The 26,451-nt window shown below is 68.5% G+C and carries 16 protein-coding genes and 9 pseudogenes; 14 read left to right on the top strand and 11 right to left on the bottom strand.

The window, feature by feature from the left end:
* Positions 1–11: 11 nt before the first annotated feature.
* Positions 12–590 carry a nitroreductase family protein gene (locus tag ADT71_RS11850; protein ID WP_054437057.1) on the top strand — a complete coding sequence of 193 codons (579 nt, stop codon included), beginning with the start codon at positions 12–14 and terminating at the stop codon, positions 588–590.
* Positions 591–696: 106 nt separating this feature from the next.
* On the opposite strand, the gene ADT71_RS11845 is transcribed toward ADT71_RS11850, so the two are convergent.
* Positions 697–1,035, bottom strand: a complete 339-nt coding sequence (locus ADT71_RS11845) for a hypothetical protein (RefSeq protein ID WP_054437188.1) — start codon at positions 1,033–1,035, stop codon at positions 697–699.
* Between the two features lie 201 nt (positions 1,036–1,236).
* Between ADT71_RS11845 and ADT71_RS11840 the strand changes: the two are divergent.
* Positions 1,237–1,898 (top strand): annotated as a pseudogene (locus ADT71_RS11840) (HPP family protein).
* 10 nt (positions 1,899–1,908) lie between these two features.
* On the opposite strand, the pseudogene rarD reads toward ADT71_RS11840, so the two are convergent.
* Positions 1,909–2,816, bottom strand: a pseudogene (rarD, locus tag ADT71_RS11835) (EamA family transporter RarD).
* A 204-nt stretch (positions 2,817–3,020) separates the two neighbouring features.
* Between rarD and ADT71_RS11830 the strand changes: the two are divergent.
* The 3 genes from ADT71_RS11830 to ADT71_RS33565 all read left to right on the top strand — a co-directional run bounded on the left by ADT71_RS11830 (position 3,021) and on the right by ADT71_RS33565 (position 4,500).
* Positions 3,021–3,443: a glycine zipper 2TM domain-containing protein gene (locus ADT71_RS11830; RefSeq protein ID WP_054437056.1), complete on the top strand. Its 423-nt coding sequence runs from the start codon at positions 3,021–3,023 to the stop codon at positions 3,441–3,443.
* Positions 3,444–3,769: 326 nt separating this feature from the next.
* Positions 3,770–4,330 (top strand): hypothetical protein, encoded by a 561-nt coding sequence (locus ADT71_RS11825; protein ID WP_231635830.1) that lies wholly within the window; start codon positions 3,770–3,772, stop codon positions 4,328–4,330.
* Positions 4,291–4,500 carry a hypothetical protein gene (locus ADT71_RS33565; RefSeq protein WP_231635829.1) on the top strand — a complete coding sequence of 70 codons (210 nt, stop codon included), beginning with the start codon at positions 4,291–4,293 and terminating at the stop codon, positions 4,498–4,500. Before ADT71_RS11825 ends, ADT71_RS33565 begins: the two co-directional genes overlap by 40 nt.
* Positions 4,501–4,504: 4 nt before the next feature.
* Here ADT71_RS33565 and ADT71_RS11820 read toward each other — a convergent pair whose 3' ends face one another.
* Both ADT71_RS11820 and ADT71_RS11815 read right to left on the bottom strand, forming a co-directional pair.
* Positions 4,505–5,914 carry a succinylglutamate-semialdehyde dehydrogenase gene (locus ADT71_RS11820; protein ID WP_054437185.1) on the bottom strand — a complete coding sequence of 470 codons (1,410 nt, stop codon included), beginning with the start codon at positions 5,912–5,914 and terminating at the stop codon, positions 4,505–4,507.
* A gap of 162 nt (positions 5,915–6,076) precedes the next feature.
* Positions 6,077–7,502 (bottom strand): annotated as a pseudogene (locus tag ADT71_RS11815) (protein adenylyltransferase SelO family protein).
* A gap of 65 nt (positions 7,503–7,567) precedes the next feature.
* Here ADT71_RS11815 and ADT71_RS11810 point away from each other — a divergent pair.
* From ADT71_RS11810 to ADT71_RS11790, 5 genes and pseudogenes are all read left to right on the top strand, one after another.
* Complete coding sequence (locus ADT71_RS11810) at positions 7,568–8,428, top strand: alpha/beta fold hydrolase (RefSeq protein ID WP_054437054.1); 861 nt, start codon at positions 7,568–7,570, stop codon at positions 8,426–8,428.
* Positions 8,429–8,446: 18 nt separating this feature from the next.
* A complete protein-coding gene (locus ADT71_RS11805) occupies positions 8,447–9,574 on the top strand; it encodes a glycosyltransferase family 4 protein (RefSeq protein ID WP_054437052.1) in 1,128 nt (375 codons plus the stop codon).
* A gap of 37 nt (positions 9,575–9,611) precedes the next feature.
* A pseudogene (locus ADT71_RS11800) lies at positions 9,612–10,313 on the top strand (tetratricopeptide repeat protein); the annotation flags it as partial.
* Between the two features lie 204 nt (positions 10,314–10,517).
* Positions 10,518–11,863: pseudogene (locus ADT71_RS11795) on the top strand (PQQ-binding-like beta-propeller repeat protein).
* A gap of 131 nt (positions 11,864–11,994) precedes the next feature.
* Positions 11,995–13,347, top strand: coding sequence for an isoprenylcysteine carboxylmethyltransferase family protein (locus ADT71_RS11790; protein ID WP_054437049.1), 1,353 nt, complete (start codon positions 11,995–11,997; stop codon positions 13,345–13,347).
* Positions 13,348–13,425: 78 nt separating this feature from the next.
* On the opposite strand, the pseudogene ADT71_RS11785 reads toward ADT71_RS11790, so the two are convergent.
* Positions 13,426–14,813, bottom strand: a pseudogene (locus tag ADT71_RS11785) (glutamate--cysteine ligase).
* Positions 14,814–14,985: 172 nt separating this feature from the next.
* Positions 14,986–15,729 (bottom strand): 16S rRNA (uracil(1498)-N(3))-methyltransferase, encoded by a 744-nt coding sequence (locus ADT71_RS11780; protein ID WP_054437046.1) that lies wholly within the window; start codon positions 15,727–15,729, stop codon positions 14,986–14,988.
* A gap of 139 nt (positions 15,730–15,868) precedes the next feature.
* On the opposite strand from ADT71_RS11780, the pseudogene ubiA reads away from it, so the two are divergent.
* A pseudogene (gene ubiA, locus ADT71_RS11775) lies at positions 15,869–16,782 on the top strand (4-hydroxybenzoate octaprenyltransferase).
* A gap of 6 nt (positions 16,783–16,788) precedes the next feature.
* Here ubiA and ADT71_RS11770 read toward each other — a convergent pair.
* From ADT71_RS11770 to ADT71_RS11750, 5 genes and pseudogenes are all read right to left on the bottom strand, one after another.
* Positions 16,789–17,319, bottom strand: a complete 531-nt coding sequence (locus ADT71_RS11770; RefSeq protein ID WP_054437044.1) for a hypothetical protein — start codon at positions 17,317–17,319, stop codon at positions 16,789–16,791.
* Between the two features lie 3 nt (positions 17,320–17,322).
* Positions 17,323–20,761: pseudogene (smc, locus tag ADT71_RS11765) on the bottom strand (chromosome segregation protein SMC).
* A gap of 10 nt (positions 20,762–20,771) precedes the next feature.
* Positions 20,772–21,560, bottom strand: coding sequence for a thioredoxin domain-containing protein (locus ADT71_RS11760; RefSeq protein WP_369818238.1), 789 nt, complete (start codon positions 21,558–21,560; stop codon positions 20,772–20,774).
* 182 nt (positions 21,561–21,742) lie between these two features.
* Positions 21,743–22,489, bottom strand: coding sequence for a thioredoxin domain-containing protein (locus ADT71_RS11755; RefSeq protein WP_054437040.1), 747 nt, complete (start codon positions 22,487–22,489; stop codon positions 21,743–21,745).
* The gene (locus ADT71_RS11750) at positions 22,489–23,082 is read right to left on the bottom strand and encodes a DUF721 domain-containing protein (RefSeq protein ID WP_054437183.1); all 594 of its coding nucleotides are present in this window, start codon (positions 23,080–23,082) and stop codon (positions 22,489–22,491) included. The genes ADT71_RS11755 and ADT71_RS11750 overlap by 1 nt, the downstream gene beginning before the upstream one ends.
* 107 nt (positions 23,083–23,189) lie before the next feature.
* Here ADT71_RS11750 and mutY point away from each other — a divergent pair.
* The 3 genes and pseudogenes from mutY (at position 23,190) to nudC (ending at position 26,447) form a co-directional block, all read left to right on the top strand.
* Positions 23,190–24,235 (top strand): annotated as a pseudogene (mutY, locus tag ADT71_RS11745) (A/G-specific adenine glycosylase).
* On the top strand, positions 24,232–25,557 hold the full coding sequence (locus ADT71_RS11740; RefSeq protein WP_054437037.1) for a serine hydrolase: 1,326 nt from the start codon (positions 24,232–24,234) through the stop codon (positions 25,555–25,557). Before mutY ends, ADT71_RS11740 begins: the two are co-directional and overlap by 4 nt.
* A complete protein-coding gene (nudC, locus tag ADT71_RS11735) occupies positions 25,554–26,447 on the top strand; it encodes an NAD(+) diphosphatase (protein ID WP_054437034.1) in 894 nt (297 codons plus the stop codon). The genes ADT71_RS11740 and nudC overlap by 4 nt, the downstream gene beginning before the upstream one ends.
* Positions 26,448–26,451 lie beyond the last annotated feature (4 nt).

Here is a 26,451-nt window from a genome sequence, read left to right as displayed (position 1 = left end):
AGGAAATCGACATGACCGGACGTACTGCCCATCCCAAGGTCGAGAAGCTGATCGTCAACCGCTGGTCGCCGCGCGCCTTCGATGGCAGCGAGATTTCGCAGGAAGACCTCGACGTGATCTTCGAGGCTGCCGGCTGGGCGCCTTCGGCCTACAACGTGCAGCCCTGGACCTTCCTCTATGCGAAGAAGGGCGATGCCAACTGGGACCTGCTGCTTTCGCAGCTGATCGAGTTCAACCAGGGCTGGGCCAAGGACGCCTCGGCGCTCGTCTATGTCGTGTCCGATAGCCAGATGCGCTCGGACAAGGGCAATTCGGACAATCACAGCCACAGCTTCGATGCCGGTGCGGTATGGGCGCTGGCGGCGCTCCAGGCGCAGGCGCTGGGCTACCATACGCATGGCATGACCGGGCTGAAGTTCGGCGAGGCCGAGCAGGCGCTTGGCATTCCCGCCGATCACCGCCTTGAAGCGGCCTTCGCCATCGGCCGGATCGGCGACAAGAGCCAGCTTCCCGAATTCCTTCAGGAACGCGAAGTGGCCTCGGGCCGCAAGCCGGTGGCCGAGATCGCCCGGGCCGGCAAGTTCGCCTGAACCCTATAAGCGTCCCGGACACTTCCCCCTCCTGTCGCCGGGACGCCCAACGGGCCCGGTCCGCCTTTCCCTCGGGCGGACGGGCTTTTCATGTGGCCAAGGTGCTTCAGAACTTCTTCTTCAGGCCCACCATCAGCCGGTTGCTGACCGTGCCGTTGGGAAAGACCTGGGCTTCCAGATGCACATCGGCGCTGGTGGTTTCATCCAGCTTCATCTCCAGCCGGGGCGGACCTTCGGGAATGTCATAGCCTTCGGGGAGCGGGCGTAGCCGTTCCCGCTCCGGGTCTGGCGCGCAGACCACGATCTCTCCCGAGCGCGCTTCGGGGCAGCGCGGGCGCACGGCGCTGAACCGGGCATCCGGCGGGGCGCGCAACTGCCTGAGGTCGAAGGCGTCGATCGTCTGCTCGGCAGCGGGGACAGCAGGTGCGGCGTCGATCGCGGGCATGGGGCGCTCCATCGGGAGAGCGCAGGCAAACACGCGATCGTGGCCTATTTGCGGCAGCATGGCGCGGCGAGGATGACGAAGCCCGTCACACACCGGCTTTCCGGTGCCCAAGCACGACTCGCCTCGCCATGGCTGGGCGACTCGTCCATAGGCCGCCCGTTCGCACTGTAATGGAGAGCGGGGCCGGTGGCGGCGGGATTGATGACGATATTGCGCGGCGGCTTGGCGCGCGGCGGGCTGGGGCGCCTCGGCTGGATGCGCGGGGCTTTCGGCGGCATGTTGGGAATCGCCATTGCCGGCGGTGTCACCTGGCTGCTGCAGAGTTCGGAACTGGCGGCGCTGCCGTTTCTCGTCGCGCCGCTCGGCGCCTCGACCGTGCTCGTGTTCTGCGTTCCCGCCAGCCCGCTGGCGCAGCCGTGGTCCGTGATCGGCGCAATCTCATTTCCGCGATGGTCGGGCTGGCGGTGGGCCACCTGCTGGGCGATCCGTGGCTGGCAGGCGCGGTTGCGGTGGGGCTGGCGATCGCGGCCATGTCGCTCACCCGCAGCCTGCACCCTCCGGGCGGTGCCTGCGCGCTGCTCTATGCGCTGGGGGCCACGGGCAGCCAGGCCTGGGGCATCAGCTATCTCGTTCCGCTGGCGCTCAATGTCGTGATTCTCAGCCAGTTCGGGTGGATATACAATAACCTCACCGGCCACCCCTGGCCGCACCGCGCGCCGAAAGTGCAGCACAAGGCGCCCGATCCCTATACGCGCGCGGATATCGAGGCGCTGCTGGCCGAGTGGGACGAAGTGCTCGACGTCGAGGTGGACGATCTCGACGCCTTCGTTCAGGCGCTTCTCCAGCGCGGCAGGCGCGCCTGACGGCAGCGGTTCAGGCTGCGGCGACCTTGCGCTTGCGCGAAAGCAGGTCCCAGCAGAACACGGCGATGGCGGTCCAGATGAACAGGAAGCAGTAGACCTGCACCCGCTTGAGCGGCTCGCCGAAGGCGAAGAGGCCGAGCAGGAACACGCCCGTGGGCGTCACGAACTGGATGAAGCCGAGCACCGAGAAATCCAGCCGCCGCGCCGCGCTTGCAAAAAGCAGCAGCGGAACGCCGGTAACGATCCCTGCGCAGGCAAGCAGGATGCTGGTGGTCGGCGCCTGCCCCATGGCGAGCCCGGCCGGGCTTGCGCCTGCCAGCCCAGCATCCCCAGCGCCGGCACCAGCAGCACCAGCGTTTCCACGGTGAGGCCCGGCAGGGCTTCGACCGGTGCCAGCTTGCGCACGAGGCCATAGCCCGCGAAGCTCAGCGCGAGGCTGAGGCTGATCCACAGCGTGTCGATCGCGCCCCAGGCCAGCATGGCAACGCCGACCCCGGCCAGGATCACCGCCAGCCATTGCAGCCGCGTCAACCGCTCGCGCAGGAAGATCGTGCCGGCCAGCACGTTCACCAGCGGATTGATGTAGTAGCCGAGGCTGGCGGCCAGCACGTGGCCTTCGAGCACGGCGATCACGTAGACCAGCCAGTTGGTGCCGATCAGCAGCCCGCTCAGCGCCAGCGCGCCCAGGATGCGCGGATTGCCGAGTGCGGCGCGCAGTTGCGGCCCCTGGCGCAGCACCGCGACCATGATGAGGCAGAACGGCAGGGTGAACAGCAGCCGCCAGGCCACGACCTCGAACGGGGCCACCGTATGCAGCGCCGCGAAGTAGAGCGGGAACAGGCACCAGATGAAATAGGCGCCCAATGCCTGCAGGAGTCCGCCCGACTGGCGGCCGGGGTTCTGGGAGACGTGTCGCATGGGAAACCTTCGCTTGGTGGCCGGTCGCGATAAGTGCCGGAATGCCTTGCGGCAAGCGGTTCGTCGCAACACGTCCCTCGCCTCGTCGATATCGCGAATTCTGACAGCCGCGTTGCGCTTCGTTCAGCTTGGGTGCCCTAAAGATGAATGCATACAGCGGATCGAGGCCAACAAGCCCCTCCCGCAATGACGAGGAGATTCGAAATGAACGCATTCTTCAAGGCCGCCGCTCTCGCCGCCGCCTCTGCCAGCCTGGCCACCGCGATGCCCGCTTCGGCCGCGACCAGCTTCGGCCCCGCCAGCTTCCAGGCTCCCGGCGAGCAGACTTACGAACATGGCCGCCAGCGCTACTCGCGCGAGGATTATCGTCGCGGCTACGGCAGCCGGGACCGCTACTACCGCGACAATCGCGGTTATCGCGGGGACACCTGGCGCGGTCGCGACGGTCGCGACTACTGCCGTCGCTCCAATGGCACCACCGGCCTGCTGGTAGGCGGTGCGGCGGGCGCCCTGCTGGGCCGCGAGATCGACAGCCGCGGTGATCGCACCACCGGCACCTTGCTGGGTGCGGTCGGCGGTGCCCTGCTGGGCCGCGAGGTCGACCGTGGCGGCTCGCGCTGCCGCTAAGCCACCCGAATACTGACTGGCTTCCCCCGCGAGGACGGCGACTGGCGGGGGGAGACCTCCCGGGCTCCATTTGGTTGGGGGCGGGTGGGAGAGGGCGTCCGTGGCCTTTGGGCTGCGGGCGCCCTCGACCTGTTCACGCCGCATGGTTTCCGCGCTTTTCCATGGGTTGACGAAGCCGGTGGCGGGCATCCCGAATTGGGACGCGGCCGCGATCGGAGGGCGCGGCCCCTTGTCTTCGCGCCAATTGCCGGGAAGGCTGGACGGCAGATATTCATGCCGCAGTGCCGCTCGCAAGATCCTGGCCCCGGCGGGAAAAGGACGCGACGATGAAGGCCAGACATCCCTCCATGGGCCGCACTTCTCTCCTCCTCGCCGGCATGGGCGCCGCGCTGCTGCTGGCGGGCTGCGATTCGCACGAGAAGAAGCCGGTGGACGAGGCAAGCGATCCCGCGCTGGCGGGCGGGCTGGGGGACCGGATCGTCGTCGATCCCGAGATGACCGGCGGCAGGAACCCGGCACCGGCTGCGAGCGGGAACGGCATCGTTCTGCCCGCCGCCGCCCGCTCTCCCGAGGCTGTCGCCGCTGCGAAGAAGGCCGCGGCCGAAGCGGCCGGCGGCGCGCTGGGCGCGGCCCCGGCAACGCAGAAGGGTTCGGCATCCCCGCTGGCCGAAGGCGCGGCGAGCGCGGCGCGGGTCACGCAGGCCAGCCGCGCGCGAAGACCGACTGCGCGGGCAAGGTCCGCTATTCCGACAGCTGGGCCACGAAGCTGCCCGCCGCGCTTCCGGTCTATCCCCGCGGCGCGGTGCAGGAAGCGGCCGGAACCGACACGGAAGGCTGCGCCCTGCGGGTGGTCAACTACGGCACCGCCGTCAGCCCCGCAGACGTGATCTCGTTCTATTACGCGATGGCGCAGAAGGGCGGATACAGCGCGGAATACCGGGTCGACGGGGCCGATCACGCGATCGGCGGCCGCAAGGGCGCGCTGGCCTATGTGGTATATGCCCGCAAGCTGGCGAACGGCGTGACGGAAGTGGACCTGGTGACCTCGGGCCAGTGAGGCCCTATTTCAGTCCCACGCCGATCACCGCGCGCGGCTGTTCCATCTCGCCCGAGGCGACCGGATAGGCGCAGTAATCCGCCGCATAATAGCCCGAGGGACGGTGATTGCCCGAAAGGCCGATGCCGCCCATCGGCGCGGCGTGGCTGGGGCCGGTGGTCGTGCGGTTCCAGTTGACGATGCCCGCCCGAACGTTCGCCCAGAAGCGGTTGTAGTCCTGCGGGCTGCCGCCGACGAGCGATGCGGCAAGGCCGAAGCGGGTATTGTTGGCCTCGGCGATCGCCTCGTCGAAATCGTCCACGCGGATCACCTGGAGGATCGGCCCGAACAGTTCCACGTCGGGGCGGTCCTTCATCGCGGTGGTGTCGATGATGGCGGGGCTGAGGAAGGGCAGCGCGTCGTCCGGGCGGACAAGATGCTTGATCGCCTTGCCGCCGTTGCTCAGCAGATAGAGGAAGCTTTCTGTCAGCCCGTCCGCCGCCATGTTGTCGATCATCGGGCCCATGAAGGGTGCCGGTTCGTCGAACGGGGCGCCGACGATGAGCCGGTCGGCCAGCGCCTTCACTTCGGCGATCGCGGCGTCGTAGATCGCGCCCTTCACGATCAGCCGCCGCGCGGCGGTGCAGCGCTGCCCCGCGCCCGCGAAAGCCGACTGGACGATGAGCGCGGCGGCATCGGTCAGCTTGGGGGTGTCCCACAGGACGATCGGGTTGTTGCCGCCCATTTCCAGCGCGACCAGCTTGTCCGGACGGGCGGCGAGGCGGCGGTTGATCGAGATGCCGGTATTGGCCGAGCCGGTGAACAGCACCCCGTCCACCCCGCCATGCGCCACGAAGTCCTGCCCTTCGAGCGGGCCGCCCACCGCAAGCTGCATGACCGAGGCGGAAATCCCGGCGCGGTGGAAGCAGCGCGCCAGCATTTCCCCGGTGGCGGGGGCTTTCTCGCTCGGCTTGAAGATCACCGCGTTGCCCGCGATCAGGGCGGGCACGATGTGGGCGTTGGGCAAGTGGGCCGGGAGATTGTACGGTCCCAGCACGACGAGCACGCCGTGCGGCTTGTGGCGGACCGCCATGGTGCCCTGGAGCGCGGAGTCCAGCTTGCGCTGGCTGGTACGCTCGGCATAGGCGCGGATCGAGACTTCGACCTTGGCGATCACGTTCTCGACTTCGGCGCGGGCCTCCCACAGCGGCTTGCCCACTTCGCGGGCGATCGTGACGGCCAGCCGGTCGGCATCCTTGCGCACTTCGTTGGCGAAGCGGCGCAGCAGTTCGATGCGGGTGGCCAGCGGCAGCGCGGCCCAGTTCGGCCAGGCCCGCCGCGCGCGGTCCACCACCTCGTCCACGTTGCAGGGCTTGCCCCGCCAGATTTCCGCGCCGGTAGCCGGTTCGTGGGAAACGATGTCCGCATTGTTCACGGTTTCGGTGGTTTCCTGATCTCTGGTGGCATCCTGCGCCGGCCTCGTGGCTGTACCGCCCATGACTTTGGCTGATCCGTTGGCTTGGGTAACTCGCTGCAGCACATGCTCTTGCACAAGTTCCCTACCGGGAAGCTAACAGGACCTGTAATCCTTTGTCGCTCAGGCGGGGAAGGGGTGGCCGGCGGGGGCGGGCGCCGGGCCGAGCTGGCGGCCAAGCTCCCGGATTTCGTCCACTTTCCCGTGAAGCGCGGACCAGTCGTCATGCTGGTCGATCTCCGCCCAGATGCGTTCCACCTCGTCGATCAGGATGCCGGGCGGGGCCTTGCGCTTCCAGAAGGGATCGTCCGCCGTCGCGGCGGGGCGATAATTGTGCATGAGCTGGCCGAACAGGTCGTTCCCGCCGTCACGCCCGCCGCGATGGCGGAAGAAGAACTGCTCCGGCGCCTCGCCGGTGGCGACCATGGCCTGCTCGGCCGCCTGGATCAGCGCGGCATCGTCCTTCACCCCCTGCGGCACCACGCCGAGACGCCAGGCGAACCGGCGGCTCATCGCTTCCTGGTAGAGCGGGGCGAAACGGTCCAGCGCGGCCACCAGCGGGGCGGTTCCCACCAGCAGGCGCAGCGCCATGGCGAGCTGGCCGCAGTTCCACAGCACCGCTTCCGGCTGGCGGCCGAAGGCATAGAGGCCGGTTCGGTCGAAATAGGCGGCGGTGAAGCGCGGGTCCCAGTGCGGGAGCCAGCGCCAGGGGCCATAATCGAAACTTTCGCCCGAGATGTTCATGTTGTCGGTATTGAGCACGCCGTGGACGAAGCCCGCGACCATCCAGCTCGCGGCGAGGTCCGCCATGCGCTCCACCACCTGGTGCAGCAGGATCACCGCGGGCTGCTCGCGCCCGGGCGCATCCTCGGGCGGCGGGCCGCCGGGGAAGGTTTCCAGGCAATAGGCGACGAGCGCGGCCATGTGGTCGCGTTCTTCCAGTGCCAGCAGGCGCTGGAAGGTGCCGATGCGGATATGGCCCTGGCTGAGCCGCACCATGACCGCCGAACGGGTGGGCGAGGGTTCGTCGCCGCGCCAGAGTTCCTCGCCGGTCTCGATCACCGAGAAGGTCTTGCTGGTATGGACGCCCAGCGCCTCCAGCATTTCGGTGGCGAGGATTTCGCGCACCGCGCCCTTCAGCGTCAGCCTTCCGTCGCCTTCGCGGCTGTAGGGGGTCTGGCCCGATCCCTTGGTGCCGAGGTCGAGCACGCGGCCGGTTCCGTTTCCGGCCCCGTCGAGCAACTGGGCGAAGAGAAAGCCCCGCCCATCGCCGATGTCGGGATTGTAAAACGCGGAACTGGTGGCCGTGATAGCGCAGCGCCAGCGGCTGCGGGAGATTGCCGGGCAGCGGTTCGAAGCGGCCGAAATGCGCGGTCCAGCCGGCATCGTCCAGCCCGTCCAGCCCGACTGCCCGCGCCCACCGGTCATTGCGGAAGCGCAGGGTATGGGCCGGAAACGCCGCGGCGCTCACGGGACTGGCGATCCAGTCGGAAATCGCCTCGATACGCGGGGCAGGACGATAGGCACTTGCTTGCGGTTCGCTTCGCATCAGGCGATAGTGGCGATGCAAGGCCGGTCTAGCAAGGCGGGCGAACAGGAGGTCGCAGCTTCGGCATGACGGGTTATGAGGATCGGTTCTGGTCGAGCCGCGATGGTCTGAAGCTGCATTTTCGCGATTATCCGGGCGAATCCGAAGGAAAACCGCCGATCGTCTGTCTCCACGGCCTTACCCGCAACGCCCGGGACTTCGAGAATGTGGCGCAAGTCCTCTCGCCCCGCTGGCGCGTGATCTGCCCGGACATGCGCGGCCGGGGCGATAGCGAATATGCCCGCGATTCGGCCACTTACAACCCGCTGCAATATGGCGAGGACCTGCTCGCGCTGCTGGAACAGGAAGGGATCGACCGTTTCGTGGCCATCGGCACCTCGCTGGGCGGGTTGATGACGATGGGGCTGGCGACGATGTTTCCCGAACGGATCGTCGCCGCCGTCATCAACGACGTGGGGCCATTCCTCGAACCTGCCGGGGTGGAGCGGATCAAGGACTATGTCGGGCAGGGCCGCAGCTATCCCACTTGGGTCCATGCCGCGCGCGCGCTGGAGGACAACCAGGGCGAAGCTCATCCCGGCCAGCCGCTGGATTTCTGGATCGGGCGCGCCAAGCGGCTGATGACGCTGTCCAATTCGGGGCGCGTGGTCTTCGATTACGACATGAAGATCGCCGAACCCTTCCTTGGGTACGACGTGGACGACCAGCCCGATCTCTGGCCGGCATGGGAAGCGCTGGCGGGCCGTCCGGTGCTGGTGCTGCGCGGCGACCTGTCCGACCTGCTTTCCGCCGCCACTCTGGAAAAGATGCTGCGCCGCCTGCCGGGGACCGAGGCGGTGACGCTGGAAAACGTCGGCCATGCCCCGACGCTGGACGAGCCGGAGGCGATGGACGCGATCGAGCGGCTGCTCGCCCAGGTTCCCTGAGCCGGACCGGCATCGGCCTTGCGCATTCTCCATCTTCATTCGAGCTTTGCCGCCGGCGGCAAGGAACTGCGCGCGGTGCGGCTGATGAACCTGTTCGGGCCGCGCATCGCCCATGCGGTGGTTTCGGCCCAGCCGGGCGCGCACGGGGCGGCGATCGTGCTCGATCCGGCGCTCGATGTGACATTCCCGGAAGATTTTCCCGGCCTCCAGGGGCGCCCCGCGCCCGCGCGTCTCTGGCGGATCGCCAAGGCGATGGCGGACTTCGATCTCGTGCTGACCTACAACTGGGGGGCGATGGACGCGGTCATGGCGCATGGCCTGTTCAGCGGTCTGCTGGGGCTGCCGCCGCTGGTCCATCACGAGGACGGCTTCAACGAGGACGAGGCGGCAGGGCTCAAGCCCGCGCGCAACCGCTACCGGCGAATCGCGCTGCGGCGGGCCTCGGCGCTGGTAGTCCCCTCGCGGCGGCTGGAGGCGATTGCGCTTTCCGCCTGGCGCCAGCCGCGCGGGCGGGTGCGGCTGATCACCAACGGTATCGATTGCGACGCCTATCTCGACCGTCCGCGGCCCGATGTCCTGCCGGGCATCGTCAAGCAACCGGGCGAGCGCTGGGTCGGCACGCTGGCCGGGCTGCGGCCGGTGAAGAACCTTCCGCGGCTGGTCCGCGCCTTCGCGCCGCTGCCGGAGCCGTGGCGGCTGGTGATTCTCGGCGAGGGGCCGGACCGCGCCGCGATCGAGGCCGAGGCCGCGCGCTGCGGGGTTTCGGGCCGGGTCCACCTGCCGGGCTTCGTGGCCGACCCTTCCCATGCGGTGGGCCTGTTCGACGTTTTCGCGCTGTCTTCCGAGAGCGAGCAGTTCCCGATCTCCGTCGTCGAGGCGATGGCGGCGGCGCTGCCGGTGGCCTCGCCCGCCGTCGGCGATGTCGCGGACATGGTATCGGTGGAAAATCGGGCGCTCGTCACGCCCCCCGGAGACGAGGCGGCGCTGGCCTCCACCCTGCTGCGGCTGGCGGGCGACGAGCGGCTTCGCGCCCGGCTCGGCGCGGCGAACCGGGCACTTGCGCGGGACCGCTACGACGAGGCGGCGATGCTCTCCGCCTACAGCCGCACTTACGGCGAAGCGCTGGGCCGGGAGCGGCTGATTTGACACGCGGACACCATTCAGCAAGGCTTCACCCCGACCGGTGCAGCGATCATCACCGTTGAAAAGCCGTGGCCATTCGCTAAACAGCCCGGCAACCATCCTGATTTCCGCAGAAAGCGCCCGCAAATTGGCTCTGCCTCCTTCCAGCAACACGCCGTCCAACCCGAAGTCCGCCGAGCGAATCGCCGCGCAGCAGGATGTATTCCTGCGCGAGGTCGATGATGCCCTGCGCCAGGACCAGGTGGAGGGCTTCTTCAGCCGCTATGGAAAGCCGGTGCTCGCGGCGGTTGTCCTTGCGCTTCTCGCCTTCGGCGGCTGGCTCTACTGGAGCCACCGCCAGACCCAGCAGCGCGACGCCAATGCCGAGGCCTATGTCCAGGCGCTCGACAGCATGAAGGCGGGCAACCTCGATGCCGCCAAGGGCAAGCTCGAACCGCTTGCGGCGCAGGGTTCGGGCGGCAGCCCGACTTCGGCCAAGCTGCTGCTGGCCGGGATCGCCGCCGAACAGAAGCGCGTGCCGGATGCGGTCAGGCTCTATGGCGAAGTGGCGAACGACGCCAAGGCGCCGCAGCCGCTGCGCGACCTTGCGGCCGTGCGCGGCGTCGCCGTCAATTTCGATGCGATGAAGCCTGAAGACGTCGTGGCCCGACTCAAGCCTTATGCCGCGCCGGGCAATGCCTGGTTCGGCGTTGCCGGCGAAATGGTCGGCATGGCCTACATCAAGATGAACAAGCAGGACCAGGCCGGTCCGCTGTTCGCCGCTATCGCCAAGGACGAGCAGGTCGAAGCCGGCCTGCGCAGCCGCGCCCGCCAGCTCGCCGCCGTGCTCGGCGTCGATGCGATCGAGGATGTCGTCGATGAACGCGGCGAGCCGATCGGCAAGCCTGATGCCAAGACGCGCGGTTGCCGCGCCCGCCGGAGAATGACAATGGTTGAGACTAAGCGCATGACGGCATCGGTGTTCAAATCCAGCCGTGCGAAGGTCGTTCCGCTGATCGCGCTGGCGCTCGTCGCCGGCCTTTCCGGGTGCAAGTCGAACAGCAAGGGCCCCAAGACCCCCACCGTGGGCGAACGCGTGCCGATCCTTTCGCGAATCGAAAGCGGTGCGAAGGTCGATCCCTCGCTCGAAGCGGTCTCGGTGATCCTGCCCCCGGCCGAAGCCAATGCCGAATGGGCACAGGCGGGCGGCAATGCCGGCAAGTCCTACGGCCACCTCGCGCTGGCCGACCATCCGGGCAAGGTCTGGACCGCGCAGATTGCCGGTTCCACCCCCCGCGCCCGTCTGGCCGCAGCGCCTGTCATCGGCGAGGACAAGCTCTTCGTGATGGACACCGCGGGCGTCGTCCACGCCTTCGACGCCAAGACCGGCGCGCACTTGTGGACCAAGGACTTCGCCGTTTCGGGTGACGGTTCGCAGTCGATCTTCGGCGGCGGCGTCAGCTACGATTCGGGCAACCTCTACGTCACCACCGGCCTCGGCGAAGTGGCCGCGCTCAAGGCGGCGGACGGCAGCCAGATCTGGACCAAGAAGCCCGGCGGCCCGCTGCGCGGTTCGCCGACGATCTCGTTCAACTCGGTCTACGTGATCTCGCAGGACAACCAGATCTTCGCGCTCAACGCCGCGACGGCAATGTGCTGTGGAACGAGTCCGGCTCGCTCTCGCAGGCCGGCGTGTTCGGCGTGGCGGCTCCGGCGGCCGGCCAGGGCACCGTGATCGCGGGTTATTCCTCGGGCGAACTGGTGGCCTACCGTTACGAGAACGGCCGCCAGCTCTGGTCTGACGCACTGGCGCGCACCTCGATCTCGACCGAAGTGGGCAGCCTTACCGACGTCGACGCAGACCCGATCATCGATCGCGGCCGTGTCTACGCGCTGGGCCAGGGCGGCCGCATGGCCGCTTACGAACTCGTCACCGGGCAGCGCATCTGGGAACTCAACCTCGCGGGCATCTCGACCCCGATCGTCGTGGGGGACTGGGTCTTCACGCTGGACGATCATGCCGAGATCCTCGCGATCGCCCGCACCACCGGCAAGGTCCGCTGGCTGACCCAGCTCGCGCGCTACGCCAAGGAAAAGAAGCGCAAGGGTCCGATCTTCTGGGTCGGCCCGGTGCTCGCCGGGAACAAGCTGTGGGTCGCCAATTCGCGCGGCGAAGTCGGCACCGTCGATCCCACGACCGGCAAGCTGACGCCCTTCGTGGAACTGAGCGATGCCGTTTCGCTGGCACCGGTCGTGGCCAACCAGACGCTCTACGTGCTGGACGATTCGGGCCAGATCAGCGCTTATCGTTGAACGGCCCCGCTCATGGGCCCCGTCCATCGGCGGCATCCTGAAAACGGCTCGTGCCTCCCCGGAGGCGCGGGCCGTTTTCGCATCCCGCTGCGTTTCTCACCCCTTAACCAATTGCGGCTAGTCCCTCCGGCATGAGCAGCGCCCCGAATTCCGCGAAAGACCTGCCCCCGAGCGACGTTTCCGCCGGTGTCGGCCTGTCCGGGCTGGCGGCGCTGCTTGCCTGGCTCATGGTCTGTCGCAACTGGGCCGCCATTGCCGAAGCCCTGGCGCTTCCCGGCCCGCACGCGCCGATGAGCGGGCCTTACGCCTCCGTCGCCACGCTTTTCGTGACGGGCACGGCGATGGCGCTCTGGTCCGTGTTCGTGGACAAGGTCCACCGCCGGCCTTCCACCGGAATCGACTGGAACCTGCGCCGCCCGCTCGCCGAAGCGGTGGACGTGTCAGTCACCAAGCTGGCCGGGCTCTGGGCCACCTGGGCGCTGATCGGCGTGTTCTACTGCATCGGCCGCTGGTACTGGGACGGGCAGTACCTCTTCGCGATGGAAGTGATCGGCGCGGCGGCGCTGCCGGTCTTCGTGCTCTCGATCCCCTATGTGCTCTGGCTGGATCGCCGGCTGATCGATCCGCGCGATCAGGCCTGGCACTTCGGCGCCCTGCTGATCGGCCGCGATGCCTGGGACGTCGAGGCGGTGAAGAAGCATGGCCGCGCCTGGGCCATCAAGGCCTTCTTCGGCGCCTTCATGATCTCGATCCTGCCCGGCGGCTTCGCACAGGTCGTCGAGGCGAACTTCGGAGCCATGGTGCACGATCCGGTCCCGCTCGCCTCTACGGTGATCGCGCTGCTGTTCCTGATCGACGTGCAGATCGGCACTGTGGGCTACATCTTCACCTTCCGTCCGCTCGATGCGCATATCCGCAGCGGCAATCCCCTGCTGGCGGGCTGGGTGGCGGCGCTGATGTGCTATCCGCCCTTCGTCTGGGGCACCATGGGCCGTGCCGACGTGCTGGGCTACGAGGTCAATACCCCCGGCTGGTCCTACTGGCTGGCGGGCCACGATGCGCTGCTGTGGCTCTGGGCGGGGTTCATGGTGTTCCTCACCGCGGTCTATGCCTGGGCAACTTTCGCTTTCGGCCTGCGCTTCTCCAACCTCACCTACAGGGGCGTGCTGACCAACGGGCCCTATCGCTTCACCCGGCATCCCGCCTACCTGTCGAAGAACCTGTTCTGGTGGACTTCGACGCTGCCGTTCCTCGTCACCAGCCACGCGCTGACCGACATGGTGCGCAACACCGTGCTGCTGGGGGTGGTGAGCGGCATCTACTACTGGCGCGCGCGGACCGAGGAAGCGCACCTGCTGGCCGAGGACGCGAAGTACCGCGCCTATCATGCTTGGATGGCCAGGAACGCACCGATCACGCGGACGCTGACGAGGCTGGGCGAAAGGCTGCGGCCGAAAGTGCGTGAGCCGCAGGCGGCGGAATAGGGGAAGGCCCTCGCGGTGGCGCTCGGCGCCGCGAAGAGGGCAGGGGAGCCAGGCCCCCTGCCTTAGCCCTTCGGTTTCCTAGAAGCTCTTCAGCGCGTAGACCTTCGACAGGTCGCCGCCCCATTCGCCGTTGTAGAGGTCGAGCAGGCGCTGCGCCGGAACCTTGCCGGTGGCGACGATCTCGGCCAGCGGTTCCAGGTAGCCGGTCTCGTTGTCTCCGCCCGCATTGAGGCGGTTGCGCGAGGCCAGGCCCGAGCGGGAGATGTTCAGCACTTCGCCCGCGATATCGCGCAGGGTGCCGCCGCCGCCGCGGAACGACTGGGGCAGCGGTGCGTCGAGGCCCAGTTTCGGAACCGAATTGCGCAGCCGTTCGCGCCCTTCCATGTCCCAGTCCTTGACCAGGTCCCAGGCGGCGTCGAGCGCGGCCTGATCGTAGAGCAGGCGACCCAGAAGGCGGGCAGGGCGCAGATACGGCCCCACGGGCCGCCATCGGCACCGCGCATTTCGAGGAACGACTTGAGCCGCACTTCGGGGAAGGCGGTGGAAAGATGGTCCGTCCAGTCCGAGATACGCGGACGTTCGCCGGGGAGCACCGAAAGCTCGCCCTTCAGGAAGTCGCGGAAGGAATGGCCGGCCGCGTCGATGTATTTGCCGTCGCGGAACACGAAGTACATCGGCACGTCGAGCATGTAGTCGACGTAGCGCTCGTAGCCGAAGCCGGCCTCGAACACGAAGGGCAGCATGCCGGTGCGCGCGGGGTCAGTGTCCGACCAGATATGGCTGCGGTAGGAAAGGAAGCCGTTGGGCTTGCCCTCGGTGAAGGGAGAGGCCGCGAACAGCGCGGTGGCCAGCGGCTGGAGCGCAAGGCTGGTGCGGAACTTCTTCACCATGTCCGCCTCGCTCGAATAGTCGAGGTTGACCTGGATGGTGCAGGTCCGCAGCATCATGTCGAGCCCCATGGAGCCCACGCGCGGCATGTGCCGCAGCATGATGTCGTACCGGCCCTTGGGCATGATCGGAAGCTCTGCGCGGGTCTTGTCGGGCCACATGCCGAGGCCGAGGAACGCCTTGCCGATACGATCGCCGATGGTCTTGACCTGGGCGAGGTGGCGGCCGGTTTCGGCGCATGTCTGGTGCAGGTTTTCGAGCGGCGCGCCCGAAAGTTCGAGCTGGCCCGCCGGTTCGAGGCTGACGGTGCCGTCGCTGCCCTTCATCGCGATGACGTTGCCGCCCTCGATGATGGGTTCCCAGCCGAATTCGGTCAGCGCCATCAGCAGGTCGCGGATTCCGCCTGTTTCGGCATAGGACGGCGCGTGGTGATCGCCCGTGTCGTAGACGAACTTTTCGTGCTCGGTACCGATCCGCCACGCATCGCGCGGCTTTTCGCCCGCAGCCATCGGCGCGGCGAGTTGGTCCAGGCTTTCGATCACCGGATCTTCGCGATCCGAAACCTCACGGGTGCTCATGGGCGCGGAGTTAGTGCGGCCCGCCGCCGGACGCTACAACTTTTTGTACCGAGCGGTTTGTTTCTTTCCGAAACGGCGGTTTCCTGAGGTTTCGGAAGCATGGCGCGCCGGTTCCCGGTTGCCGCTCGCAGCGGGGTATCGGACCGCTTCGGCAAGGCGTGGCCGCAGTGCTTCACCAGTCGCCCGCGGTGGCCATCCACAAGGCGGTGGCGCCGATGCTCGCCGTCTCGCCCCGCAGGATCCGGGGCCCCAGCGTGATGGCCCGCGCCATCGGATGGGCGCGGATGAGAGCACGCTCTTCCTCGTCGAACCCGCCCTCAGGCCCGACCAGCAATGCGGCCGGACCGGCGTGCGCCGCGAACTGCGCGGCCGCCGGGGCGCCCCCGGTCTCGTCCGCGAAGAACAGCGTGCGGCCTTCCGGCCAGTCCCGCAGGAGCGCTTCCAGCTTCAACGGCCCGGCCAGTTCGGGCAGGGCGGTGCGGGCGCACTGCTCGGCCGCCTCGGTCACGATGGTGAGCGCGCGTTCGGGGTTGAGCTTGTCCGCCACGCAGCGGCGCGTGACGACCGGCTGGATGCGCGCCACGCCCAGTTCGGTCGCCTTCTCCATCACGAGGTCGAAGTTGGGCTTCTTGAGCAGCGCCGCGCAGAGCCAGAAGTCTGGCACCGCCTCGCGTTCGCGCAAATGGTCGCGCACTTCCAGGATCACGTCGCGCTTGCCGGCGGAGGTGACGGCACAGGCCCATTCGCCGGTTGTATCGTCGCACAGGATCACCGCGTCGCCGGGTGCGACTCGCATGACCTTGGACAGGTAATGCGCCTGCCCGCCATCGATCACGACGCTGCCGTTCGCGGCCAGCGGGCCGGTGACGAAAAGGCGCGGCGCGCTGCGCGGGGGCCATGCGGGGGTGGCGGCCATGGTCTTGTCGAAACTCCTGAAAACGGGGGCCTGCTTGTCGCGCGAAGCGGCTGCGGGCGCAACCGGGCGCGGGCGTGCACATGTGCACTAAGCACGTTCGGCCATGACATTCCGATTTCGATAAGCTACTCGTCCGGACGTGAGCGACTCTCTTCTCGTCCCGGATACGCAGCACCGCGGGCTCATTTCTGCCCTGCCGGCCAAGCCGCGCGCCTACGCCATGCTGGCCCGTTTCGATCGGCGATCGGCTGGTGGCTGCTGTTCTGGCCTTGCGCCTGGGGCGTGCTGCTGGCGGGCGGAGAAGCGCGCTGGGGACTGGTCCTCTGGCTCCTGCTCGGCTCCATCGTCATGCGCGGCGCGGGATGCGTGCTGAACGACATCGTCGATGCCGACCTCGATCGCAAGGTGGCCCGCACCGCGACGCGCCCGGTCGCCAGTGGGCAGGTCAGCGTCAAGGCGGCGTGGGTCTGGCTGCTGTCGCTCTGCGCGATCGGTCTCGTGGTCCTGCTGCAATTGCGCTGGCAGGCGCAGCTCGTGGCATTGGGCAGCGTTGCCCTGGTGGCGGCCTATCCTTTCATGAAGCGGATCACCTGGTGGCCGCAGGCATGGCTGGGCATGGTCTTCACCTGGGGCGCCCTGGTCGGCTGGGTGGAGATCCGGGGAGACAATCTCGCGGTGATCGCCGCGCTCTATGCCGGGTCGATCTTCTGGTGCATCGGCTACGATACGATCTACGCGCTTCAGGACCGCGAGGATGACGCCGTTGTTGGCATCCGTTCCTCAGCCCTGCGTCTCGGCAACCACGTTCGTGGCGGTGTCGCCGGGTTCTACCTTCTGGCGGTAGCGTTCTGGGCGCTGGCCTTCTGGACGCTGCGGCATGACTGGGTGGCGCTGGTCGGCCTGCTGCCGGTGGCTCTGCACCTCGGCTTCCAGGTCGCTACCCTCGATACCGAGGACGGCGAGAATGCGCTCGCGCGGTTCCGCTCCAATCGCGACCTTGGCCTGGTCATGGCGCTGGCCTGCTGGGTGGTCGGCAACGCCGGTATCCTCTGAGCCGGTTCAGGCTTCGGCCGCCTGGCGAACGGCGGCAAGGATGCGCCTGCGGATGAGCCCGCTCACCGGACGGATCAGCAGCCAGTATGGCCGGAATTTCCGCCGCGATCCTTCGTCCGGGCAGAACACCCGGGTCCGCGTGGTCAGCCGGTGCGTGCCGCCCGCTTCCGGCGCCAGTTCGAAACCGAGCGCCAGCTTCGGGACACCCGCTTCGCCGAAAGCCCGGAAGGCCGCGCCGCCTGCGATCTGGCGCAGGCCGTAGTCGGCCTGCCAGAACTGCCCGACCAGCCCGTAGACGAGTTCGTGCTCGCCGCGCTCCAGCAGGGTGAAGTTCCGCATTCCGAAAGGCTCCGCGCCGCGCCGCCCGGTCAGCCGGGCAGGCACTTCGCGCAAGCCGATCATGATGCGGAAGAACGCATCCTCTTCCGGCCTGTAGGCCGCGACGGCATCGAGGATCGTCGCCGCATCGGCGGCGATCCGGCAGGCGTGAACTTCCGAGAACTGGAAGCGGGGCAGGTAGCCGTCGATGAGCGACACGGCTTATTCCGCCGCCAGCAGTTCCTCGGCGCCGACCAGATCGACGCTGACCAGCCGCGAAACGCCCTTTTCCACCATCGTCACACCGAACAGGCGGTGCATGCGGCTCATCGTCACCGCATTGTGAGTGACGATCAGGTAGCGCGTGTCGGTTTCCTGCGTCATCGCTTCGAGCAGGTCGCAGAAACGCTCGATATTGGCGTCGTCCAGCGGGGCGTCGACTTCGTCCAGCACGCAGATCGGCGCGGGATTGGTGAGGAACAGCGCGAAGATCAGGGCCACGGCGGTCAATGCCTGTTCGCCGCCCGAAAGCAGCGTCAGCGACTGGAGCCGCTTGCCCGGCGGCTGGGCGAAGATTTCGAGGCCGGCTTCCAGCGGATCGTCGGAATCGACGAGCGCGAGATGGGCCTGTCCGCCCTGGAACAGCCGCGAGAAGAGGTGACGGAAATGGCCGTCCACGGCTTCGAAAGCCGCACGCAGCCGTTCGCGGCCCTCGCGGTTGAGATTGCCGATCGAGCCGCGCAGGCGGTTCACCGCCTCGGCCAGCTCCGCCTTTTCGGTGATGCTGGTGCCAAGCTGGCTTTCCGCCTCCGCAAGTTCGGTGGCGGCCACGAGGTTGACCGGACCGATCCTTTCGCGATCGGCAACGAGGCGTTCCATCGCCGCGATCTCGGCCTGCGCCTCGCCGACCTCGGCCGGGGCGAATTCGAAACGCTCGGGCAGGACGGGCGGCGGGCACTGGAAGCGCTCGCCCGAAACGCGGGTCATCTCGACGCGGCGGGCGTCCTCGTTCTCGGCGCGGGCGGCGGCCCCGGCGCGATGCTCGCGGGCGCTGGCCAGCAGTTCCTGCGTGGCGGCCAGCGCGGCATCGGCCTTGCGGGCGGCGTCCGTCACGAAGGCGACGGCGGCCTCGGCCTTGCCCAGTTCCTCGGCGATGCGATTGCGCACGGCTTCGCCCTGCTCGATCTGCTCCATGAGCGAAGCGGGCTTCGCGGCCACGACGGCACGCTCGCTCTCGATCTCCTCAAGCCGTCCGGCCATCTGGGCGAGGCGGTTGGCGGCATCTCCGGCGCGTGCCTGCCAGTTGCGGATATCGCCGCGCTGCGAGGCGGTGCGTTCCCGCGCGACGGCCAGCCCCTGATCGTGCGAGGCGAGGGTTGCCGTGGAAATCTGGAGGGTCGCCCGGGCGCTGTCGTTCTTTTCGCGCGCGGCTTCGAGCCCGGCGCGGCCCTTCTCGGGATCGGGCAGGACGGAGCGCTTGCCTTCGGCTACGGCGATGTCCTGTTCGGCGGCCTGGCGTTGTTCCGCCAGATCGCCCAGCGCACGATCTACCTCGGCGCGGCGGCTTTCCTGGCGGACGCGGGCATCCTCGGCCTGATCGGCGGCGCGCAGGGCGCCGCGTTCGGCATTGGCGGCATCGGCGATCGCGCGTTCGGCGGCGACGAGGGCGGCGGCGTGGGCGGAAAGCTGCTGCTGTACTTCGGCCTGCCGTGCCTCGGCAGCTGCAACGGCCTCCCGCAGAGGCGGAAGCTGGGCGGCGAGCTGTTCGAAGCGGTTTTCCGCCTCCAGCCGGGCCGCTTCGGCCGCGCCTTCGCCGCGCGCGACGAAACCGTCCCAGCGGCGCAGCGCACCGGCGCGGGTGACGAGCCATTCGCCGGTGCCGAGTTGGCGGCCATCGTCCTCATCGACGACATGGACGAGGGCAAGGCGCGCCGCGAGTTCCGCGGGGCACCGGGTGACGTGGGCGGCCAGGCTGTCCTTCACCGCAGCCGGAGCCTGCGCGCCGGTCCAGAAGCGGCCGTCCGCACTGGCGATTTCGCCGAGCGGGGCCTTGGCATCGCGGCCGAGCACGGCGGCGACGGCCCGTTCGTAGCCGGGGGCGACGCGCAGGGCATCGATCGCGACCGGCAGGCCATGCGCGGCCTTGGCGCCCTTGGCGCGGGCTTCGCGGTCCTTGAGCAGGGCGCTATGTTCGCGCTCGATCCCGGTCAGGTCGGCGCGGGCGCCGGCCAGCGTCGATGCGGCGGCATCGCGTTCGGCCTGAAGCGCGGTCTTGCGGGCCTGCTGCGCGCCCAGTCCCTCGCGCGCGGTGGCAAGGGCGGCGGTGGCGGCTTCGGCCCGGGTCCGCGCATCGGTGACGGCGGCCGCGAGATCGCCCGCCGCGTCAAGCGCCTCGACTTGCGCGGCAAGGCGCGCGGCTTCGGCGGCGAGCCGGTCCAGCCGGCTGCGCGCCTGCGAGAGTTCGGCTTCGGCGTATGCGCCATTCGGCCTCTACCCCGGCCTGCGCGGCGGTGGCCTGCGCGAGATCGAGTTCGGCGGCGCGAGCGGCGCGGTCTGCGCCTTCGAGGGCATTGGCGAGGCGCGGGCGCTGCGCTTCGTCGATTTCGAGCTGGCGGGCGCCATCGGCCAGTTCGCGTTCGAGTCGGGCAAGCGCTTCCGCGGCGTCGCGGGTCATGCGGTCGGCGTCGCCGCGATCCTCGTCGAGCCGGTTCTTCTGGCGATCGAGGTCCCGTAGGCGCTGTTCGGCGGCTTCGAGCTGGCTGGTCAATGTGGCCATGCGGTGGCCCTGCGCGCTGGCGTCGTCGCGGCGGTCGGCCAGTTCGTCACGCGCTTCGACGAGCGCTTCGGCGGCCTTGGCCTGCGCATCCTGCGCCTGCCTGGCGGCATCCTGTGCGGCGGTCACCCGCGCTTCGGCGCCTTCGGATTCCTTGCGCGCAGCCTCGGCGGCCTGCGCGGCGTCGCGCCAGCGGGCGAAGACCAGGCGGGCTTCGGCCAGGCGGATCTGGTCCGACAGGGCCTTGTAACGCTCTGCCGCCTTGGCCTGTCGGCGCAGGCCGGCGACCTGCTTGTCGAGCCCGGCCATGAGGTCTTCGAGGCGCGAGAGATTGGCCTCGGTGGCGCGCAGCTTCTGTTCGGCGTCCTTGCGGCGGACGTGCAGGCCGGCGATGCCCGCCGCTTCTTCCAGCATGGCGCGGCGTTCGGCGGGCTTGGCGGCGATGACGGCGGCAATGCGGCCCTGGCTGACGAGCGCCGGGCTGTGCGCGCCGGTGGCGGCATCGGCGAAGACCAGCGAAACGTCCTTGGCGCGCACGTCCCGGCCGTTGATGCGATAGGCGCTGCCGGCGCCGCGCTCGATGCGGCGGACCACTTCGAGTTCCTCGCGCGTGCCGTTGGCGTCCGGCGCGGTTTCGGCCTGCAGCACCACTTCGGCGAAGGCGCGGGGCGGGCGGGTGGCGGTGCCCGCGAAGATCACGTCCTCCATGCCGCCGCCGCGCATCGACTTGGCCGAGCTTTCGCCCATGACCCAGCGGATCGCTTCGAGGAGGTTGGACTTGCCGCAGCCGTTCGGGCCGACCACGCCGGTCAGCCCGGGCTCGATGCGCAGTTCCGCCGGTTCAACGAAGCTCTTGAAACCGCTGAGCTTGAGCCGTCTTATGCGCATCTTGCTTCGATCAGTTCACGAAAGGCGCGCGCGTCAGCGCGCGCCGGCTTCCTGCAGCTTGGCTTCGAGTTCTTCCCAGCCCATCGAACCCACGGTGTTGCCGTTGATGATGAACGTGGGGGTGCCTGTGACGTTTGAACTCGGTGGTGGCTTTCTGGGTCTGGTCGGCGAAGGCCTTGGCCTTGGCGGTATCGGCGAGGCAGGCCTTGCCCTGATCGCGCGAAATCCCGCGCGAGGCGAAGAATTCGGTCATGCCGCCCACTTCGGCGATGGCGGCCATCTGCTGGTCCTTGGGCAGGTCCTGGATCTGCTTCATCCGCGCGTCTCCGGCGGACTGCAGGTTCTGGAACATGTTCGGCTGCCAGGCCCAGAACTGCTCGCTGAGCGGCAGGACCGCCTCGGTTGCGCCGCAAGTGGCGAGCAGCGAGGCCGGAATGTCGAAGGCGTTGAGCATGAAGTAGCGCAGTTCGTAGCTCACGCGGCCGCTGGCGACGTAATCGTCACGCAGCTTGTCGAAGCCCTTCTGCGCGAATTCCGCGCAGTGCGAGCACGAGAGCGCGCCATATTCGACGAGCTTGATCGGTGCGTCCGGGTTGCCGATGCGGTAGCCGCCTTCCGACGTCTTGACCACGTCCTCCGCCCAGGTCTTGCCGGCGGGTGCGGCGACCTTGGGCAGCGGCTGGGCCGACTTGGGGGCTTCTCCGGCGCCTTCGTCCTTCTTGCCGCAGGACGCGAGGCCCAGTGCGAGCGGTGCGGCGATCATTCCGAGGGCGAGGGAGCGCATGGTGATGCGGATCATGTCAGCGAATCCTTGTGAGAGGACGGGGAAACTAGCCCAAGGCTTGGGCGGATAACAGCGGGAGAGGGCGGAAAGACGGGCGCTTTCCCACAGGAATCCGCCCGTTTTCCGTGCTTTCGGCGAGATGATGGGCCGGTGCCTCGAAGCGGGCGCCCGAAATCGGGCTGCCCGCGCGCGCACCGTCAGATCGAGCCCTTGCGGCGGGCGGCCATCCTGTCGGTGATCTCCTTGGAGAGGCCCGCCCAGTCGTGCGTGTCGAGCAGCTTGCCGTCGAGGATGAAGCTGGGCGTGCTGTTGACGCCGCTCTTGGCCACGGTGGCCTGCTGCTGCTTGATCGTGTCGAACACGGCCTCGTTCGCGAAGCAGGCGTCGGCCTGGGTGCGGCTCATGCCCCATGCCGCGACCTTGGAATAGAAGTCCAGGTCGCTGGCGATCGCCTTCATGCGATCGGGCAGCGCGCCCTGGTACCAGCGCTTTTCCTGTTCCTCGCTCATCTTTTCGAGCTTGCCCATCCAGCTGTCCTGGCTGGCGAGGAAGGCATTGTGCCGCACGAAGAAGCGCTTGGGATCGCCGCAGGTCGTCAGCATCGAGATGGTGAGGTCGATCGGGTTGCGCAGCAGGGTGGTGACGGTGACGCCGATCTGGCCCTTGGGCACCATGGTCAGCCGCAGCGTAGGATCGGCCTCGCGGTTGAAGTGCGCGCAGTGCGGGCAGGTGTAGCTCACGAATTCGGTAAGCTGCATCTGGGCCTTCGGGTTGCCGTACATATGGCTGCCGTCGGGCGTGACGACGATCTGGTTGGCCCAGTTGGAGGCGGGGTTGGAACTGGGCGCCAGCGGCTTGCGGACGGGCGTGGAAGCAGGCTTGGCGGCTGCAACGCTCAGCAGGGCGCAGGCGGCAAGGGCGGCAAGACGCAACGTGGACTTCATCACTGCTTTTCCTGATTTTCCGTTTGGGCATCTTCCTGGGCACCGAGGCTGCGGGCCAGGGATTCGAGCACCGCGCGAAGCTCGGGATCGCCGATGTCGCGCAGCGATTCGCCCAGTTCGTAGGGTACGGGTTTCAGCGAGGGCGGGGGCGCCTTCGGCCGGGTGGCGGGCGGCGGCTTGACCTCGCCTTGCCGGATTTTCACCTTTGCCACGGCCATGTAGCCGAAGAAGCGGTTCACCCGGTCCATGATCTCGGGCACGACGTGCTGGATCATCGGGGCATGGGCGGGCAGGACCACCAGCTGGAGAATGCCGTCGCACTTCTCGCCCGGAGGGAAGCGGATCGATTCGGGCGAGCAGACGCGCGCATGGCGCAGCCCGACGATATCGGGCCAGCGCGTCACCACGCTGGACTGGATGAAGCCGAACCGGCGGAACGCCGTGCGGCCCACTTCGGGCATGAGGTCGGAAATAGCGCGGGCTCCGCCGCCGCGCGGGCGCTCGTAGAGCCGGGGGGAGGCGGGTTTGGGCTTGGTCTTGGCCGCGGTTTTCGAGCCGGCTTTGGTTCCGGCCCGGGCGCCGCGCTTCGGCATGGCTTCAGGCGCGGACTTGGCGCCCATGGGCGACGCAGTTTCGCCCTTGTCCGATCCTTTGAACTGATCCCGTTCCATTGTGGCCGCTCCAATGCCATAGGGCGCTGATGGACGCCAGCCGCGATACGATCTCCCGCAAGGTTCTCGACTGGTACGATGCCCATGCCCGTGCCTTGCCGTGGCGCGCCCCTCCCGGCACGGCGGCCCCCGATCCCTACCGCGTCTGGCTGTCCGAGGTCATGCTGCAGCAGACCACGGTGGCGGCGGTGAAGGACTATTTCGCCAGGTTCACGAATCGCTGGCCCACCGTCATGGACCTGGCCGCCGCATCGGACGAGGACGTCATGGCGGCGTGGGCGGGCTCGGCTATTATGCCCGCGCCCGCAACCTGCTGGCCTGCGCCCGCGAAGTCGCCGCGCGGGGCGGGGTGTTTCCCGATACCGAGGAGGGCCTGCGCGCCCTGCCGGGACTGGGGGCCTATACCGCCGCCGCCGTCGCCGCGATCGCTTTCGGGCGGCGGGCCGTGGTGGTGGATGCCAATGTCGAGCGGGTGGTCACGCGGCTCTTCGCGGTCACAGCGCCCTTGCCGGGATCGCGGCCGGAAATTCGCGCGCTTGCCGATACGATCACCCCGCAGGACCGCGCCGGAGACTTTGCGCAGGCGCTGATGGACATGGGCGCCACGGTCTGCACCTCGCGCAGCCCCCGCTGCCTGCTTTGCCCGCTGTCCTCGCCCTGCCGCGCGAGGGCCGAGGGCGAGCCGGAACGCTATCCGGTCAAGGCGCCGAAGAAGGCCAGGCCTGCCCGCAAGGGCCGCGCCTTCTGGATCGAGCGGGACGGCAAGGTCTGGCTGGTGCGCCGCGGGGACAAAGGAATGCTGGGCGGAATGCGCGCCCTGCCGGACGACGGCTGGTCCGCGCGGGCGGACGGGCATGGAGAGGCGCCCTTGCCCGGATCGTGGGAAAGCGCGGGCCGGGTCGGGCATGTCTTCACGCATTTCTCGCTCCAACTCTCGCTTTCGGTTCATTGCGGCGCGGCTTCGGCCGATCCGCCGGGGGCGGGCGAATGGTGGCCGGTTGACCGGCTGGACGATGCCGGCCTGCCCACGCTCTTCGCCAAGGCCGCCGCACTGGCGCGGGCGCCCGTCGCATGAGCACGGAACGCCGGCGACTGGAGGCGCGGATCGACCGTCGTTCGCTGCTGCACATGGCGGGACTTGCCGGGATCGGCGCGGCGCTCATGCCGCATCTCGCCTGGGCTGCGGAGCAGGACGAGAACCTGCCCCGCGTGCGTGCGCTGGTGGAACGGTGGATCGGCTCGGGCCTGCTGCCGGGCATGGTCGCCTCGCTCGGCCAGCCGGGGCGGGAGCCCGAATTCGTCACGCGCGGCGCGCAAGGGTTCAACGATTCCGCGCCGATCACCGCCGACAGCCTGTTCCGCATCTATTCGATGACCAAGCCCGTCACCGGGATCATGGCGATGGATCTGATCGCGCAGGGCAGGCTCGGGCTGGACCAGCCGCTGCACGAAATCCTGCCCCGTTTCGCGCAGATGAAAGTGCAGGACCGTTACGACGGTTCGCTCGCCGCGCTCCATCCGGCGCCGCGCGCCATCACGATCCGGCACCTGCTCACGCATACCTCGGGCCTGGGCTATTCGATCGTACAGACCGGGCCGATCCGCGAATTGATGCAGGCGAAGGGGCTTGCCGCCGGACAAGTGAGTCGCTTCAAGGTGCCCGGCTTCACCGATGCTGCGCCCGCACCCAGCCTTGCCGCGTTCGCCGACCGCCTTGCCGAGGTGCCGCTGGTCTACGATCCCGCCACGCACTGGAGCTATTCGCTCGGGCTGGACCTGATGGGCCGGGTGATCGAGGTCGTCACCGGGCGGCCCTTCGACGCCTATCTGCGCGAGGCCCTGTTCGAACCGGCGGGGATGGCCAGCACCGCGTTCCAGGTGCCCAAAACAGAGGCGAAGCGCCTCACCACCAATTACGCGGCGCTCGGCAAGGTGCTGGTGCCGATCGACGAGCCGGGCAACTCGGTGTTCCTCGATACACCGGCGTTTCCCTTCGGCGGCTCCGGCCTCGTCAGTACCCCGCGCGACTATGACCGGTTTCTGCGCCTGCTTGCCCAGCGCGGCACGATCGACGGCAGGCGGGTGCTGGCCGAAAGCGCGGTGGAGACCGGCACCGCCGACCTGCTGCCCCCCGGCGTCGCGTTTTCCGCCATGCTTCCGGCTGGCAGCGGCTTCGGCGCGGGCGGGCGCGTGGGCAAGGGCGCGGAGAACGGGCTGTTCGGCTGGGCCGGGGCGGCAGGGACGGTGGGCATGGTGGACATGATCCGGGGCCTGCGCTCGCAGTTGTTCGTGCAGTTCATGCCGCCAAACGCCTTCGATCTCATTCCCCAGTTCCAGACCGCGCTGAAGGCCGATGTCATGGCCCTGCTCGCGCATCTCCCGGAGACCCGTTCTTGAACAAGCCCATCGCTTTTGCCGGTTCGCACCTCGACCGCGCCGATCATATCCGCAACGATCCCGATGCCCTCTTCGCGCTCCAGTCCACCGAGGCGCGGCTGATGCGGATGGAGGGGCTCGACGCGGTGCTGGCCGAGGACGGTTCGCTGGTCTGGGGCACGCTCGCCGATGCGGAGCCGGGCAGCGAGATGATCTTCCTCGGGCTGGACGGTTCGGTGCCCTGTTTCGCCGAAGTGCCGGTAGTGGTTCCGCCCGGCGGACCGCTCGCCACCCCGGTGAACTGGCATGCCATGGCCGTGCTCGATCCGGGCGAACTGGCGGCCTATGGCGGCGCGCGCTCGCTGGTGAGCTGGCACAGCCGCCACCGCCATTGCGCGGTCTGCGGCCATCCCACCGTGCTTGCCAAGGGCGGCTGGCAGCGCAGTTGCACCAATCTCGATTGCCAGGCCGAACACTTCCCGCGTGTCGATCCGGTCACGATCATGCTGGTGGAGCATGAGGGGCGCGCCCTGCTGGGCCGCCAGCCGCGCTTCCCGGCGGGGCGCTATTCGACCTTGGCGGGTTTCGTGGAGCCGGGCGAATCCATCGAGGAAGCCGTGGCTCGCGAAATCCATGAGGAAGCCGGCGTGCGCGTGCGCGACGTGACTTATGTCGCCAGCCAGCCGTGGCCGTTCCCGTCCTCGCTGATGATCGGTTGCCATGCCTTCGCCGATGACGATGCGATCACCATCGACGCCGCCGAACTGGAGGATGTCCGCTGGTTCACGCGCGAAGAGGTGGCGGAGGCGCTGGAAGCGGTGGGGCGCGGCGAAAGCGGCAAGGCGTTTGGCGCACCGCCTGCCCATGCGGTGGCGCACGTGCTGATGCGCTGGTGGCTCGATCGCGGCTGAAGAA

Origin of the sequence: Novosphingobium sp. ST904 (assembly GCF_001298105.1) — a bacterium.
GTDB lineage: Bacteria > Pseudomonadota > Alphaproteobacteria > Sphingomonadales > Sphingomonadaceae > Novosphingobium.
Note: the sequence above shows the minus strand (reverse complement) of the source record. Positions and strands in the feature narration are given on the sequence as shown.